Origin of the sequence: Nitratireductor sp. CH_MIT9313-5, assembly GCF_037029545.1 — a bacterium.
GTDB lineage: Bacteria > Pseudomonadota > Alphaproteobacteria > Rhizobiales > Rhizobiaceae > Chelativorans.
In genome coordinates this window covers 329525-345232 of sequence record NZ_JAYMER010000011.1, presented here as the reverse complement: position 1 = coordinate 345232, position 15708 = coordinate 329525, and the positions used below count along the sequence as shown (strand labels likewise).

Genomic DNA, 15708 nt, shown 5'->3' with positions numbered 1-15708 from the left:
GAGAACTGCCGGGGGTTTTTCGTTCCAGGAAAATGCATGTCCGTCAGACATAGCCAACGGCAAGGATCGCGAGGACCATCAGGAAGAGCGTGATAGCGACGACCACGCTCACGTGACCGGCTCCCAGTGCGAACATATCCTTGAGTGCCGTGCGGGCGCCAAGTGCTGCAATGGCAGTGATCAGCATCCAGCGCGATGCTTCCGAGAGGAAGTCAGCCACCACTCCTGGCAGGAGGCCGAAGCTGTTGGCTGCTGCGAGGGCTGCGAAAAGCAGGACGAAGCCTGGCAGGGTCACACGCCCGCGCCCTCCCTCACCGCGCATGGAAAAGAGCATGATGGCGATGATGACGACCGGCAACAGGGCAACACGCAGTAGCTTGACCAGCGTGGCAATGTCGCCCGCGGTATCGGACACCGCATAACCTGCACCGACAACCTGCGCCACGTCGTGAATGGTGGCACCTATCATGATGCCGATGGCGCGTTCGTCGAAGCCCAGAGCCGTGAAGAGAATAGGATAGGCGATCATGGCCACGGTCGAAAGGCCCGTCACGGCAATGACCGTGAAGAGCGTGTTCTGTTCGCGATCCGATCGCTCCGGCAATACGGCCGAGATGGCGAGTGCTGCAGATGCACCGCAAATTGCAACCGCACCGCCGGTCAGAAGGCCGAAGGTCCAGTGGCGCCGGAAGAGTTTGGCCATTAGGAGCCCGCAACCGATCGTGAGCACCACGCTCATCAGCACCAGGAGCACGGGCCTGGGACCGAGCGTCATCATCTGCTCGAAGGTGATGCGTGCACCAAGAAGACCCACGCCCAGACGCAGAAGCGACTTCGAGGCGAACTCTATGCCTGCCACGGCGCGGCCTTCCTCCGACATGAAGTGAAATGCCATGCCTAGAAGAAGCGCGAACAGCATGACGGGCGCGCCGTAATGCTCCGACAGAAAATTCGCCGCCAGCGCCAGCACGAGGGCGAACATGAGTCCCGGCATGTACCGCTTCAACGTATCGAAACGGTCCGGGCTCTTGAGCGTTGTCATGAGTGTCATCTTCAGCTTGTGGCTTCAGCGCGTCCCAGCGCTTCGATCTGTTGTAGAAGCGCGTCATCGACTTCGATGCCGTTTGCTTCAAGTGTGGCGGACAAAGCCTGCCGTCTGCGGCCGGGCAAGCGTGCTCCATCCATGCCTTCTATCGCTTCGGCGAGCACGGAGAAGCGCACCAGCGCATGATCGCCGAAGGCGGCGGGGTCGATGGCGATGATGATCTGCCCTGTTCCGGGCGCCTGTCCATCGGCATCGAAGAACGAGGTTGCTTCGTAGCCATAGTTGGCGCCGGTGAGACCAGCGCACAGGAGCTCCACCATGATCGCGAGAGCCGTACCCTTGGCGTCGCCCATGGGCACCATGGTGCCTTTCATGGCCGCACTTGGGTCGGTGGTCGGATTGCCGTCGGCGTCAAGTGCCCATCCTTCAGGAATGGGCTTTCCCTGCTGTTCGGCAGCCATGATCTTGCCGCGCGCGACCTTCGACAGGGAAATGTCGACGACGACCGGTTCGCCATCTGGCAGCGGAGCGGCAAAGGCTATCGGGTCGGTGCCGAAGAGCGGTTTCTTTCCACCCCAGGGCGCGATGGCCGCAGGAGCATTGGCGAATAGCAGACCAATCAGCCCCTTCTGCGCAAGCGCCTCGACGGTGAGGCCCGCCACGCCGCAATGGTGGGAGCGGTGAATACCGGCCATGGCAATGCCGTTGGCCCTGGCCGCTGCGGGAAGCCATTCCAACGCCTTCTCGATCGCCGGATATGCAAAACCGTTTGCAGCATCGATCCTGAGTGCACCGGGGCGCATCTCCTGTGCGCTGGGCTCCGCCGTGCCGTCGACCTTGCCCGACAGTGCCTGCGCGCAATAGGAGGGCATACGCCTCAGCCCATGACCGGCCTGGCCTGCAAGCTCGGCGCCCAGCAGCGCGCGCGCCACTGCTTGTGCGTTTGCATGCGACGTGCGGCAGCGCTCCAGCGTGGATATGACGAGGTCGGTGACCTGCTGTGGAGTCATGGTGCTCACTGCGAGCCTCCCAGATGTTCCAAGACTTTTTTTGCAGTAAGCGCACTTACACGCACATTGGATTCGGCGGTAACGCCAGCGATGTGCGGCGTTAGAACCAGATTCTCCAAATCAGCGAATTTTTGGCCGGAAGTTGCGGAAAGTGGCTCTTCCTCGAAAACATCGAGTGCTGCGCCTGCCAATTGGCCGTTGCGCAGCGCGTCGGCCAAAGCCTGTTCATCAACCACACCGCCGCGGGCCGCATTGATGAGGACCGCCTCATTCTTCATGCCAGCCAGAGCCTTGGCATCGATCATGTGGCGCGTCTTGGGCGTCAGTGGCGTGTGAAGACTGATGACGTCCGCTTCGCCGAGCAATTGCGGCAGATCGCGCTTCTGCGCGAGCTTCCAAGCTGCATCACCTTCGTCGAGGAACGGATCGAAGGCGATGACCTTCATGCCGAGCGCATCGGCCCTGCGCGCCACTTCGCGCGCGATTGCGCCGAAGCCGACCAGCCCCATCACCTTGCCGGAAATCTCGCGACCGATCAGCCGCGAACGCGGCCATTTGCCGTCGCTGACTTCCGAAGTCGACAGATAAGCCTCGCGCATCAACATTAAGGCGGTGGTGATGACATATTCGGCAACCGCCAGATCGTTGGCACCGGTCGCCGGATAAACCGCGATATCGCGACCTTTACACGCTTCGAGATCGATATTGTCGAGACCGACGCCAAGTCGCCCCACGCATTCCAGCTTCTGTGCTGCGCCCAGCAGGTCGCCGCGCACCTGCGTGCGGTTGCGCACGATTAGCGCGCGCGCATCCTGCAGCTTCTCCGCCAGCTCCTGCGGACGGTCGACAAGGTCGGGGTCATAGAGTGTCTCATAACGAGCACGCAGTGTCTCGACGGCGTCTTCGTCCATGAATTCGGAAATGACGATCTCAGGCATGCAATATCCGTGACTGTTCGATCAAAAGAAAATGCCGCGCGGCATGGGGATATGAAGAAGCTTGCTCATCAGCAGGTAGAACGAGACCACCATGCCAAGGACAGCGCCCAGATAGAGGGCGAGGCGCTGCGCCGGGATGCGCTCGAAAAGGCCGGTGAACATCAGGATCACGCAGGCAGTCAGGCTGGTGACAAACATGCCGACCAGCGGGAAGAGCAGCGCCCAGCCGATCATGACCGCAAGAAGCGTCAGGCGGCGGGCCAGGCCCTCCGCCTGCTCGCTCGCGCTGGAAGTGGCCTCCACCGCCTCCCCGCGATAGCCGCGCAACGCGGCTACCACATAAATGGCGGAGAGGATCGCGAGGGCTGCGCCCACGGTGCGCGGAAACATGGCAGCCATTCGCGACATTTCGAAGCTCATGGCGAAGACGCCGGCGCCGATGAAGAAGAAGAAGAGCGAACCGATCACTCCACCGATATCACGATCAGACGTCATGGATGTGCTTCCTTCCCCTTGGTTTTGCGCTGACGCAGGTTCCTGAACAGAGGCAGTCCGAGCGTAATGACGATCAGAGCGAAGATTGCCCAACTGATGGGGCGGTCGAACAGAAGCTGACCACCGAAATTGCCGCGTGCACCGCCGATCATGTAGGCGCGCATGAAGCCCTGTTCGGCAATCTGGCCCAGAACCAGCCCGAGCACGATGGGTGACGGTCCGAAGCCCGCCAGGCTCAGAAGCCAGCCGAGAGCACCCATCGACACCATGACGAGCACGTCATGCGGGTTGGAGTGGATGGCGAAGCTGCCGACAACCGTCATGAAGGCGATAAGCGGGACGAGCAGCGCCTTGGGCGTGTTCACGATGAACCGGTAAGCATAGCGTCCGATGAGCAGGCCCACCGGCAGCATCATGACTGTCGCAATCAGCAGGCCCAGCATGAAGATGTAGACGATGCCGCTTTGCTGGGTGAAAAGCTCCGGTCCCGTGCGGATGCCCTGCACCAGTAGCGCGCCGAGGATGACCGCATCAGGTGGAGTGCCGGGGATGCCCAGCACCAGTGTCGGAATAAAGCCGCCGCCAACAGTGGCGTTGTTTGCACTTTCAGTCGCCAGCAGGCCACCCGGTTCGCCCGTGCCGAAGCGTTCCGGATGTCGGCTGGCGCGGCGAGCTTCGGAATAGGATACAAGCGAGGCGATCGAGCCGCCGGCACCCGGCAGAATGCCGACCACCGTGCCGATGACCGAGGATCGGAAGAGGTTGAAGGCGTTGGTCGCGCAGTGGCCGAGCGCTTCGAAGAAGCGGAAGCCCCGGCCCAAGGGTGCGGGCTCAAGATGGCGGTCGGGGCGCGCAACCATGTCGATCAGGACGGGAATGCAGTAGAGCCCGATCAGCGCCGACACGATGTCGATGCCGCCCAGAAGTCCGGATATGCCGAAGGTCATGCGCACATCGCCGCCGACCACAGCCACGCCGATCATGGACAGGATGAGGCCGAAGGCACCACCGATCAGGCCTTTGAGAACATTGCCGGTGGAGAGGCTTGCAATGAGGGTGAGCCCGAGAATGGCGAGCCAGAAATATTCGCTGGACTGAAAGGCGAGCGCGATATTGGCCAGTAGCGGCGACAGCGTCATGAGCGCGATTGCGCCGATCACGCCGCCAATCACGCTGGCCAGGGTGGCAAGCGTCATGGCGAGGTCACCATCGCCGCGCTTTGCCATCGGAAAACCGTCGAAGGTTGTTGCGATCGCAGACGGTGTGCCGGGTGTGTTCACCAGAATGGCAGCATAGGCACCACCGTAAATGGCGCCGGTATAGATCGCTCCGAGCATGATGAGGCCGGATGCGGGATCCATTGCGAAGGTGAAAGGCACCAAGACGGCAATTGCCATGGTGGCGGACAGGCCCGGCAACGCACCGATGACCGTTCCAAGCACCACGCCCAGAAGCGCGAGCAACAGGTTGAACGGGCTTATCGCCTGGGCAAGAACCGAACCGATATCAAAGGCCAATGGAAGCTCCCTCGGGAAGAATGGAAGCTGGCGGCGAAAATGGGTTCCGCCGCCAGGACCGTATTACTGCAGCGAACCCAGTTTGCGGGCCGTGTCCTCATAGACCTTCTGGCGCTCGGCCATGAAGGCATCCATCTCGCTGTAGGGCACGTTCAGCATCGCAAATCCTGCATCTTCCATCTCCTTGATGAATTCAGGATCCGCGTTGATCTTGCCGATGATATCGGAAAGCTGCTGGCGCACTTCCTCGGGTGTCGACTTCGGCACCGCGATGCCGCGATAGGCACCGCCGACCATGTCGATCCCCAGCTCCTTGAAGGTCGGCACGTCGGGGAAGAGCGGGTGACGCTCGTCCTGAGCAACGGCCAGCATGCGCACCTTGTCGCCCTGCCCTGCTGCCACAGTCGTGTAGCCCCACAGCAGTTCTACCTCGCCGCCGAGCAGGCCGGGGATGGTCGCGCCCGTGCCGGTATAGGGGATGTAGGTCATTTCCGCGCCGGTGAGATCGGCAAAGCGCTGATGCGCGATATGGTTTGCCGTGTTGGTCGCCACGCCACCAACCGTCAGCGCGCCTGGGTTTTCCTTCGACGCGTCGATGACATCCTGAACCGTCTTGAACTCGCTGTCTGCGCGCACGAGCAGGGCGTCAGGCGTGAAATGGAACATGTATATATTCGTCAGATCCTCGGTCTTGTAACCGGGGTTCTGGAGAAGCGGCTGCAGGATGATATGCGGCAGGTTGGTACCCATGATCGTGTAGCCGTCGCCCGGCTGATCATTGAGCACCGACCAGGCCTGCGCACCACCGGCACCGGCCTGATACTGGATGATGAGATCTTCGCCCGTGATTTTCTTGAAGTAGGGCTGCTGCAGACGGGCGGAGATATCGCTCTCACCACCTGCATTGAACGGGATGATGTAGTTCACCGGCTTGTCCGGAAAAGCCTGCGCGGCTCCGGCTGTCATGGCGAAAGCAGCGGCGGCTGCCAGAAGTGTCAGTCTTTTCAGCATTGGTATCCTCCCAGATTGGCTGAAAAAGTTTGGCCTGCCTCCCGCCCCTCCTGCGGTGACAGACCGGAAGAAGCCCCGCACAAGGCGGGGCTTGCAAGCATCAGGCGCTACGGTAGAGCTTGGTCATCGAGAATTCGCGATGCCCAAGAGCTTCTGCTGCCGTGTTGCGCCCATTGGCGGTGCGCAGGATCATCTCGATCAGCGCATCACCGGCCTCGTCGATGGTCTGCTCGCGGCGCAGAATGCCCGAAACATCCACATCGATATGTTCACTCATGGTTCGCACCGTGCGCGGATTGGCAGTGATCTTGATGACTGGCACGATGGGATTGCCGACCACATTGCCCTGGCCCGTCGGGAAGGTGTGGATCACGGCACCACCGGCAGCCATCAGCGTCACACATTCGGCGGCAGCCGACGAGCTGTCCATGAAGTAGAGGCCATTGCCCGATTTCGGCATTTCAGCCGGTTCGAGAATGTCGATATATTTCGAGGTGCGGCCGATCTTTTCCAGATTGCCAAGCGCCTTTTCCTCGATCGTGGTCAGGCCGCCGAGAATGTTGCCCTTGGTCGGCTGGCTGTCGGAAAGGTCGTCGGTCTGGTGGGCGAAGATGACCTCGTCCTGATAGGCCTTCCACATCTTGTACCAGCGCTCGCCAACTTCCTTGTTGATCGCGCGCTCCTTGCAGATGTGTTCCGCACCGGTGATCTCCGAAGTTTCGCCGAAGAAGCCGGTGATGCCTTCGGGCAGGAGCTTGTCATACATGTTGCCGACGGTCGGGCAAGAACCAAGGCCGGTGGTGGTGTCGCTCTCACCGCATTTGGTGGAGACCCACAGTTCGGAGATGTTGCACTCCTCACGCTGCATTTCGGTAGCCTTGTGGACGAAGTCCTTGGCAGCCCAGCTTGCCGCGCGGATCGTCTCGAAATCGCCCTTTTGCTCAATCGAGAACTCGGCAACTTCCTTGCCCGTTTCACGGATGCCATCGGCAATGCGCTTGGTCCAGCCCGGCTCGATGCCAATTACGACGACCGAATGAACATTCGGGTTGGCGCCGGTGCCGATGATCGTGCGGAAGTGAAGCTCAAGGTCCTCGCCAAACTGCAGGCGGCCATAGGCATGAGGGATCGCCAGCGTGCCCTTCACGTTGTTTGCGACCGCCTCGCAGGCTGCGTTTGAAATGTCATCGACGGGCAGGATCACCACGTGATTGCGCACGCCAACGCGGCCGTTTTCACGGCGATAGCCCTTGAAGGTGAGGTTGGAGTATTTCGAAGCCATTTTGTTGTCCTCCCCGCCTTACCAGCGCTTGGTCTTCAGATTGTGGGTGTGGACGTGGCCGCCCTTTTTCACGCTGGCGACGAATTTGCCGATATCCTCGCCATACTTGATGGCCGTATCGCCCTCGTTCAGATCGGTCAGCGCAACCTTGTGGCCGATCGGCACATCGTCATGCACTTCCATCTCGAAGCTGGAATTGTCGTGGGTGACCACACAAAGCATCTTGGTGCCGGCCTTCAGGCCTTCGACGACGACAACGCCAACATTGTCCTTCTTTTCGTGAACCAACAGGTGGGGAACCGTCACAAATGATCTCCTCTCGCGATATGCCCGTTTCTCAGACTTATGTCTTATATAAGATATAAGCTAGAAGACGCTGGCCTTGTCAAGCCACTTGCGCTAAGGAATGTGTCTGGGGCAATCACTGACGAATTCTGGCCCCTCACGAGAGACGAATGGAATACAAGCCGCTCTACACGCAGATCCGCGATCAACTGGTGCGACGCCTGGTCGAGGGGGAATGGTCGCCAGGGATGCTCATTCCCAGCGAAATGGAGCTCGCCCGACAGATGGGCGTGAGCCAGGGCACAGTGCGTAAAGCGCTTGATACGATGACGGCGGAAAATCTGCTGATCCGGCGGCAGGGCAAAGGGACTTTCGTGGCGCAGCCCGAAGATTCGCGCATCCTGTTCCAGTTCTTCCGACTTGTGCCTGACGACGGCCAGCCGGTCTTCCCGCGAAGCGAGGTCCTGTCCCGCGAAGCCTCCAAGGCTTCGGAAGAAGAAGCTGCGGCACTGGGCATCGACGCAGGCGATCCCGTTTGGCGCATAGAGCGCCTGAGGCATTTGGCGGAAGAGCGGGTTCTAGTGGAAACGATCGTTCTGCCGACCGAACGCTTTCCGGATTTTCCGGAGGCTCAAGACATGCCGAACAACATCTATCAGCTGTTCTCGGCCCGCTGGCGCATCACGATTGCGCAGGCAGAGGAGCGGATTAAGGCCGTGGCGGCATCAGGTGCTGATGCGAAGCTTCTCGGTTGCGCCGAAAACTGGCCGCTGCTGCGCATCCATCGCGTGGCGAAAGATCTTGAGAACAAGCCGGTAGAGCTGCGGGTCTCTCGCTGCCTGACTGACAACATTCACTACTCGGTCAATCTGCGTTGACGCTCAGATGGGGAGCGGACGCCGCTCCTCGATCGCTTCCATCGCGAAATAGGACGTTACCGATTCCAGTTCCACTTTCTGGATCAGGCGCTGATAGACGGAATCGTAGCTCGCCATGTCTTCGGTGACGATCCGCAGCATGTAGTCGTAGTCACCGCCGATACGGTAGAAATCGACCACTTCGGGTATGCTGGAGACGTGCTTGCGGAAGGTCTGCAGCCAGCTTGCCGAGTGATGACGGGTCTTTACCATCACGAAGACCACAAGCCCCAGACCCAACCGCGCGCGGTCGAGCCGCAGCGTGCGCCCGAGGATGATCCCCTTCTCCTCCAGGATGCGCAGCCGACGCCAGCAGGCGTTTTGCGACAACCCTACCCTGTCGGCCAGATCGCGCTGCGACAGCGAGGAATCCCGCTGCAGGGTGCGAATGATCTTGATGTCAAATTGATCGAGTTCTTGGCGCTTCATTGGGTCATATGACAACAATAACATGCAAACAGCAAACGTAATTGTGATTTTGAACGCTTTGGATTGTGTGACCGTACCATTACATAGTTTTTGAAATGGACGTCATTTGATGCAGCACGGAGCGCTGAAAAGATTCGCGCAATCTCTTGAAGGAAGCGACCTTCCGGCGCGACTGGCCGCAGGGCTGATTGGCGAGGGCATCCTGATTGAGGGACCCGTCGGTCCCCGCCCCTTGATCTATGCCGATTTCGTAGCCTCGGGTCGCGCGCTGTCGCAGGTCGAAGACTTCATCCGCGCGGAGGTCTTGCCCTTCTACGCCAACAGCCACACCGAAGCGTCCTGGTGCGGACAGTACTCGACGCGTCTCAGGGAAGAGGCACGGCAGGTCATTCGCAACGCCGTGAATGCCTGTGATGCGTCCAGCGTCATCTTCTGCGGCTCCGGAGCGACAACGGGCGTCAACAAGCTGGTGAAGCTTCTGCAGGTGGAAGAACGGCTGCGCGACGGGCAGAAAGTTGTGATCTTCACCGGCCCCTATGAGCACCACTCCAACATTCTGCCCTGGAGGGAAACCGGAGCCGAGATCGTCTGCATAGACGAAGCCAGCACCGGCGGACCGGACATGAATGCACTTGCGCGTGCTCTTTCGGCCCATTGCGACGCGGATCTGAAGATCGGCGCATTCTCGGCAGCCTCCAATGTCACCGGCATCATCGTGGACACCGACGCTGTCACGCGGCTTCTCAAGTCGCACGGCGCCTGCGCCATCTGGGACTATGCAGGCGGCGCTCCCTATCTGCCGATGGATATGAAGCCCGGTACAGACCATGCCAAGGACGCCATCGTCTTCTCGCCGCACAAATTTCCCGGTGGACCGGGTGCAACAGGTGTACTGGTCGTACGCGACGCGATCGCACAGACTGCAAAACCCACAGCGCCAGGTGGTGGTTCTGTCACCTTCGTTTCGCCGTGGGACCACGATTACTCCACCTGCCTTGCAACGCGGGAGGAAGCAGGCACGCCGAATGTCGTAGGCGATGTGCGCGCAGCAATGAGCCTGATCGTGAAGCAAGCGCTTGGACAGGACTATATCGACCGAAGGGATGCGGATCTGCGCAGCCGCGCTCTCAGCGCCTTCAGACAAAATTCGGCGCTGGAACTGCTTGGAAACCTTGATGCGCCAGCGCTTCCCATCTTCTCCTTCCGGGTGAAGGCTAAGGACGGTGGCTATGTGCACCACCAGCTTTTCACCCGCATGTTGAGTGACTACTATGGAATCCAGGTTCGCGGCGGCTGCGCCTGCGCGGGGCCTTATGCCCACAAGCTTCTGGACATTGATGAGCAGAAATCGCGGCAGCTCCATGCGGATATCCGCGCGGGCCGTGAGATGGAGAAGCCCGGCTGGGTCAGGCTGAATTTCAGCTACCTCCTGAGCGATGCACGTGCCGACGAGATCATTGCCGCGGTGAACGAACTTTCTTTGGAAGCCGAACGCTTTGCCCGGTTTTACGACTTTGACCCGCTGACCGCCCGCTTTACACACAAGGCCCAACCGGAGCGGCTGGCCGGATAAACCAATCAGCGGCCAGAAAGGAGACTTGATGCTGGCCATATTGCGCAATCGACAGTTCAGACGGCTCTTTTCCGCCCAGCTTCTTTCGCTCGGCGGCATCGGCCTGATGACCGTCGGCCTGGCGCTACTGGCCTATGACATGAGCGGCGGCGATGCAGGCATCGTTTTAGGCACGCTGCTTGCGATCAAGATGATCGCCTATGTCGGCTTCGCGCCATTGGCGAGTGCACTTTTTGACCGGATGCCGACGCGGCGACTGCTGGTTGCGCTGGATGTCCTTCGCTTTGGCCTGGTGCTTTTCCTGCCCTTCGTCACAGCGGTCTGGCAACTTTACGTCATCATCTTTTTCTTCCAGCTTTGCTCGGCTGCTTTCACGCCAGCCTATCAAAGCGTCATTCCCGATATTCTGCCGGAGGAGAAGGACTACACGTCCGCGCTATCGCTTTCCCGCCTGGCCTATGACATGGAATCTCTCCTCAGCCCCTTGATCGCAGGCCTGCTTCTCGGCTTCGTGGATAACAGGCTGCTTTTCATCGGAACCGCAGTGGGTCTGCTCGGCTCTGCCGGCTTCGTGCTTGCCAGCGGCTATCGGGGCAATCGCGATGCCGGGGAGGCCACGCCCTTCTTCCAGCGCCTGACCCGCGGCTTCAACATCTATGTTCGCACGCCGCGGCTGGTGGCGCTCTTCGCGCTTGGGCTGGCCGTGTCCTTTGTCGGCGCCTGGATCATCGTCAACACCGTTTTGGTTGCCCGCGAGATGCTTGGCGGAACGCAGCAGACCTATACACTGCTTCTCGCCGCATACGGGCTTGGGTCAATGGCCACTGCAATTACCATGCGCAGCCTTATAGATCGCATCGGTGCGCGCAGTGCGATGGTGGGCGGTGGCGGGCTCTTGAGCGTCATCCCATTCGCGCTTCTGCTTCAGCCGGGACTCGCAGGCACACTTGTCATCTGGTTGGCACTTGGCTGTGCGACATCCCTTGTCTTGACCCCCGGCGGGCTCCTTCTGAAACGATCATCGCACAGCAAGGACCGCCCCGCCCTGTTCGCCGCACAGTTCTCCATCTCCCATGCTGGCTGGCTGGTAACCTACCCTCTGGCTGGATATCTGGGCGCATCTCTCGGCCTGGAACACTCCTTCGCCGTTATGGCAGCCGGTGCATTCGCCGCGACACTTGCCGCCTGGTTTATCTGGCCGCAGCCAGACGAGCTTGAACGCTGGCATACCCATGAAGCCGTCGAACACGATCATGCATATCCGCATGATGCAGAACACCAGATTGAAGAAGGAAGCTCTCCTCGACACCATCGCCACAAGCCGCTTCGGCACAAGCATGTCTTCGTCATCGACGAACATCATCCGAGCTGGAACATGTGAGGTAAATTATTCCAATTGTCTTGGGGATTGCACTGTTTCGTAACTTTTCTAATCATAACAGCGGATGAAAATAGGCTGAAATGACCAGAACCGATAACACCCATAGTCCGGAAGGCTTGGACGCGCTGGAAGCGCGGCTGAAGCAGGATCTCGAATATCTATGCCTTCCCGCCGCAAACTGGGTGCCGGAGCACCATCACGAGGGTGAAAAGGTGCATGACGTGGTGGTGGTCGGCGGCGGCATGTGCGGTCTGGTGGCGTGGTTCGCGCTGTGGAGCGGCGGCATCCGGAATCTGCGCATTCTGGACAAGAACCCTGCAGGTCTCGAAGGGCCATGGCTGAATTATGCACGCATGGAAACGCTGCGCTCGCCGAAGCAGCTGACCGGCCCTGCCTATGGACAGGCATCCCTCACCTTCCGTGCCTGGTTCACCGCCCAGTTCGGTGAAGCGGAATGGGAGAGACTGGACAAGATCCCGCGACCGATGTGGATGGAATATCTCGTCTGGTACCGAAAGGTTCTCGACATCCCTGTCGAGAACGAGGTCGAGGTAACTTCCATTACGCGGGAAGGGCCCTATCTGCGCCTTCAGCTTTCGGGAGCGGGGGCAACACAATCTTCCATGCTCACCCGCCGCTATGTCATGGCCACCGGTCGTGACGGCACCGGGCATCCAAACATTCCGGGCTTTGTTGACGGGGTGCCCAGGCATCTATGGGCGCATTCGTCCGACGATATCGAATTTGCCGGCCTGAAGGACAAGCGCGTCGTCGTGATCGGTGTGGGTGCCTCGGCCGTAGACAATTCGGCCGAAGCGCTTGAAGCTGGCGCGAAAGAAGTGCGCCACCTGATCCGGCGCAAGGAAATGCCAACCATCAACAAGATGATGGGCATCGGTTCCTTCGGCTTCACCTGCGGCTATGCGCAGCTTCCCGATGAATGGCGCTGGCGCTTCATGCAATACTCGTTCGCCACCCAGACGCCCTCACCCAGGGGCTCGACGCTTCGCGTCAGCCGACACGACAACGCCTATTTCCACTTTGGCCAAGGCATTGAACGGGTCTGGAACGAGGGTGACGAGGTGGTCATCCGCACGACAGCGGGCAAGACCGTACGCACCGACTTCCTTATCCTTGGAACCGGCTTCACGGTTGATCCCCTGGCGCGTGCCGAACTCGGCGATGCGTCCGCCAATGTTCTCTTGTGGCGCGACCGGTACACGCCTCCGGCAAACGAGGAAAATCGCGACTTGGCGAATTTCCCCTATCTGGCAGCGGATTTCACCTTTCAGGAGCGCGAGGCGGGGAAGACCCCGTTCCTCACTCAGATCCACTGCTTCAACTATGGCGCGGCTGCGAGCCTGGGGAAGGTGTCGGGCGACATTCCCGGCATCAGTGAAGGTGCTTCGTGGCTTGCCCGTGCAATCGCCGCCACGCTCTATGGCCAGGATGTGGAGACGCATTGGCAGGGGATGCTCGACTATTCCAAGCCGGAGCTTCTGGGTGACGAGTGGGAGGCCAGCGAACTGGAAGATCAAGAACAGGCGGCGCCAATGGTGGCTGCAAGCGGCGGGAATTGAGATGAGCGAAATTTCACTGAACGACGTGGTCATTGCGCAGGCGGGCATCGAGCCCGGCACGCCTGTCCATCGCGCCCTGGAGGGGCGTGCTGATGTGATGGAGATGACGCAGGCCACACATGATGCAGCACTCAAGCCCAATGATCCGGGCGGTCTGTCTCATGCACTTCGTGCGGCACTGGCTGCCCGCATTGCGCGCCTGAATGGTGATGAAGCGCTGGCCGAGCACTATGACGGCCTTGTCGAAGATGCGGGTGCCACGGAAGAGATCACCGATATTGCCGATCCTCGTGCGCCTGCACCATCCGATGGATGGCTGGCGGCAGTGGTTGCCTATACCGACCTGGTCGCGGCACGCCCACGGGACACGCAGGCAGGTGACATCGAGGCGCTGAAGGCGGCTGGCGTAAGCGATGCGGACATCGTGCGCCTGTCGGAGCTCAATGCCTTTCTGGCCTACCAGATACGCGTGATTGCCGGACTGAAGCTTATGCGGGGGGCGAAATGAGCGAGACCATCCACGAATTCACCACGACCATTCCGCACTGGCAGCCACGCGTGAAGCCGATCAAGCTCGACGAGGCAACGCCCGAACAGCTTGACGCGCTGAAGGTCACGCCGTCCAACACCAAGGTGTCGGACTATGTTCTCGTGCTCGCCAATGATGTCGAGACGCTGAAGGTTCGCACCCCACTCTTCAACGCGATCATGTATAATCGCGGAGGCATGAGCCGGGCAGAGCGCGAAATCGGCGCGACGGCGGCATCGGTGGTCAATCGCTGTGTTTATTGCGCAGCCGTGCATGCCAGCCGCTACAACCAGCTTGCCAAGGATGAAGAGGTGATGAAACGCATCTTCGCCGATGGCGAAGATGCCGATCTCGACCCACGACAAAGCGCCATTCTGCGCTTCGCGACACGGCTGTCCAAAGCGCCCAGCGAAGCATCCGAGAGCGACATGCAGGCGCTTCGCGAGGCGGGATTGAACGACGAGGAAATCCTCGACCTCATCCTGTCCGCCTCCCTTTTCGGCTGGGCGAACAGGCTGATGCACACACTGGGCGACCCGGTCGCCAAACAAGACTGAAACGAATTCGGGGGCGAATAGAGCGTGACGCAGGAAAGCAAGACAGTAGGCATTGCAGGCGCCGGAGCCATCGCATTCGGTGCGGCATGCCTTCTGGAAACGAATGGCCACAAGCCGGTGTTGTGGTCGCCATCCGGAGAGCGCACCAAGGCTCTTGCCGAAGGGCAGCCACTTGTCGCCAGCGGCGCACTGGAAGGCGAATTTCGCCCGGCCGTCGCGCAATCAGCACAGGATCTGGCAGCGCGCAGCGATGTGATCATGGTTGCTCTTCCCGCCTATGGACACCGCGCGGTTTTCGATGCGCTGGCGCCCCATCTGCGCGAAGGTCAGACGGTCATCATTTCCTCGCACGCCTCCTTCGGGGCGCTATATCTTGCGAAACTTCTGGCGCAGCGCGGCGTGACGCTTCCGATCATCGCCTGGGGTACGACGGTGACGACGGGGCGTCAGCCCTCGCCGACCCAAGCCAGCGTCAACACGGTGCGCAAGAAAGTGGACATGAGTGCCGTACCCGTGAGCGCCGTTGAGGAAGGCCACGCCCTTTGCACCCAGCTTTTCGGCGACCGCTTCGTCATCCGCGACGGGCTCCTGGCGATCGCCCTTTCAAATCTGAACCCGCAGAACCATCTGGGCATTGCGCTTGGCAACATGACCCGCATGGAACATGGCGAGGCCTGGAATCAGGGCCTGAACACCACGCCCAATGTCGGGCGCCTGCTTGAGGCGCTGGACCGCGAGCGCATTGCGATTGCCGACAGCCTCGGCCTCTCCGTCCGAAACATCCATCAGCATTTCAGCCTGTCCTTCCACGTGCCGGAAGGACCGGTCTCCGACCAGAACATGCAGATGTACAAGGATGGACGCATCGGCAATGGACCGACCACAGCCGACTCCCGCTATGTCACGGAAGACGCGCCCTACGGGCTATGGGCCACAGTCAAACTCGGCGAACTGACGGGAAAGGAAGCGCGTCTTCATCGCGCCGGCGTGGACATCCTGTCAGCCATGTATGGCCGTGATTTCGCTGGCGAAAACGATCTCCTCAACGCACTTGATTTCAATGATCTCAGCCTTGAGGACCTGCAGATGCTGTGTGAGCGCGGCTATGAGCGCGCGACCGCAGCAGTCTGAAGCAAAGGTGCCCGCAAGAGCCCCGAAT

Annotated in this window: 16 protein-coding genes; 7 read left to right on the top strand and 9 right to left on the bottom strand. The window is 60.3% G+C overall.

The window, feature by feature from the left end; genetic code table 11:
- Positions 1-43 precede the first annotated feature (43 nt).
- The 8 genes from WA367_RS05685 to WA367_RS05650 form a co-directional block, all read right to left on the bottom strand.
- Positions 44-1042 (bottom strand): YeiH family protein, encoded by a 999-nt coding sequence (locus WA367_RS05685; RefSeq protein WP_336055817.1) that lies wholly within the window; start codon positions 1040-1042, stop codon positions 44-46.
- 11 nt (positions 1043-1053) lie between these two features.
- A complete protein-coding gene (locus tag WA367_RS05680) occupies positions 1054-2055 on the bottom strand; it encodes an Ldh family oxidoreductase (protein WP_336056047.1) in 1002 nt (333 codons plus the stop codon).
- A gap of 5 nt (positions 2056-2060) precedes the next feature.
- A complete protein-coding gene (locus WA367_RS05675) occupies positions 2061-2993 on the bottom strand; it encodes a hydroxyacid dehydrogenase (protein WP_336055816.1) in 933 nt (310 codons plus the stop codon).
- Positions 2994-3014: 21 nt separating this feature from the next.
- Complete coding sequence (locus WA367_RS05670) at positions 3015-3488, bottom strand: tripartite tricarboxylate transporter TctB family protein (RefSeq protein WP_336055815.1); 474 nt, start codon at positions 3486-3488, stop codon at positions 3015-3017.
- On the bottom strand, positions 3485-5005 hold the full coding sequence (locus tag WA367_RS05665) for a tripartite tricarboxylate transporter permease (RefSeq protein WP_336055814.1): 1521 nt from the start codon (positions 5003-5005) through the stop codon (positions 3485-3487). The genes WA367_RS05670 and WA367_RS05665 overlap by 4 nt, the downstream gene beginning before the upstream one ends.
- Before the next feature lie 63 nt (positions 5006-5068).
- Positions 5069-6016 carry a tripartite tricarboxylate transporter substrate binding protein gene (locus WA367_RS05660; protein WP_336055813.1) on the bottom strand — a complete coding sequence of 316 codons (948 nt, stop codon included), beginning with the start codon at positions 6014-6016 and terminating at the stop codon, positions 5069-5071.
- A 100-nt stretch (positions 6017-6116) separates the two neighbouring features.
- Positions 6117-7298: a UxaA family hydrolase gene (locus WA367_RS05655; protein ID WP_336055812.1), complete on the bottom strand. Its 1182-nt coding sequence runs from the start codon at positions 7296-7298 to the stop codon at positions 6117-6119.
- 18 nt (positions 7299-7316) lie between these two features.
- Positions 7317-7604: a UxaA family hydrolase gene (locus tag WA367_RS05650; RefSeq protein WP_336055811.1), complete on the bottom strand. Its 288-nt coding sequence runs from the start codon at positions 7602-7604 to the stop codon at positions 7317-7319.
- Between the two features lie 149 nt (positions 7605-7753).
- On the opposite strand from WA367_RS05650, the gene WA367_RS05645 reads away from it, so the two are divergent.
- Positions 7754-8461, top strand: a complete 708-nt coding sequence (locus WA367_RS05645) for a GntR family transcriptional regulator (RefSeq protein WP_336055810.1) — start codon at positions 7754-7756, stop codon at positions 8459-8461.
- Positions 8462-8464: 3 nt separating this feature from the next.
- Here the strand turns inward: WA367_RS05645 and WA367_RS05640 are convergent, their stop codons facing one another.
- On the bottom strand, positions 8465-8929 hold the full coding sequence (locus tag WA367_RS05640) for an Lrp/AsnC family transcriptional regulator (RefSeq protein WP_336055809.1): 465 nt from the start codon (positions 8927-8929) through the stop codon (positions 8465-8467).
- 109 nt (positions 8930-9038) lie between these two features.
- On the opposite strand from WA367_RS05640, the gene WA367_RS05635 reads away from it, so the two are divergent.
- The 6 genes from WA367_RS05635 to WA367_RS05610 all read left to right on the top strand — a co-directional run bounded on the left by WA367_RS05635 (position 9039) and on the right by WA367_RS05610 (position 15680).
- Positions 9039-10502 (top strand): aminotransferase class V-fold PLP-dependent enzyme, encoded by a 1464-nt coding sequence (locus WA367_RS05635; protein ID WP_336055808.1) that lies wholly within the window; start codon positions 9039-9041, stop codon positions 10500-10502.
- Positions 10503-10530: 28 nt separating this feature from the next.
- Positions 10531-11883 (top strand): MFS transporter, encoded by a 1353-nt coding sequence (locus tag WA367_RS05630; RefSeq protein WP_336055807.1) that lies wholly within the window; start codon positions 10531-10533, stop codon positions 11881-11883.
- An 80-nt stretch (positions 11884-11963) separates the two neighbouring features.
- On the top strand, positions 11964-13463 hold the full coding sequence (locus WA367_RS05625; protein ID WP_336055806.1) for an NAD(P)/FAD-dependent oxidoreductase: 1500 nt from the start codon (positions 11964-11966) through the stop codon (positions 13461-13463).
- 1 nt (position 13464) lies between these two features.
- Positions 13465-13971 carry a CMD domain-containing protein gene (locus WA367_RS05620; protein WP_336055805.1) on the top strand — a complete coding sequence of 169 codons (507 nt, stop codon included), beginning with the start codon at positions 13465-13467 and terminating at the stop codon, positions 13969-13971.
- Entirely contained in the window at positions 13968-14549 is a 582-nt protein-coding gene (locus tag WA367_RS05615) for a peroxidase-related enzyme (RefSeq protein ID WP_336055804.1), read from the top strand. Before WA367_RS05620 ends, WA367_RS05615 begins: the two co-directional genes overlap by 4 nt.
- Positions 14550-14573: 24 nt before the next feature.
- The gene (locus WA367_RS05610; protein WP_336055803.1) at positions 14574-15680 is read left to right on the top strand and encodes an NAD/NADP octopine/nopaline dehydrogenase family protein; all 1107 of its coding nucleotides are present in this window, start codon (positions 14574-14576) and stop codon (positions 15678-15680) included.
- The last annotated feature ends 28 nt before the right edge of the window (positions 15681-15708 follow it).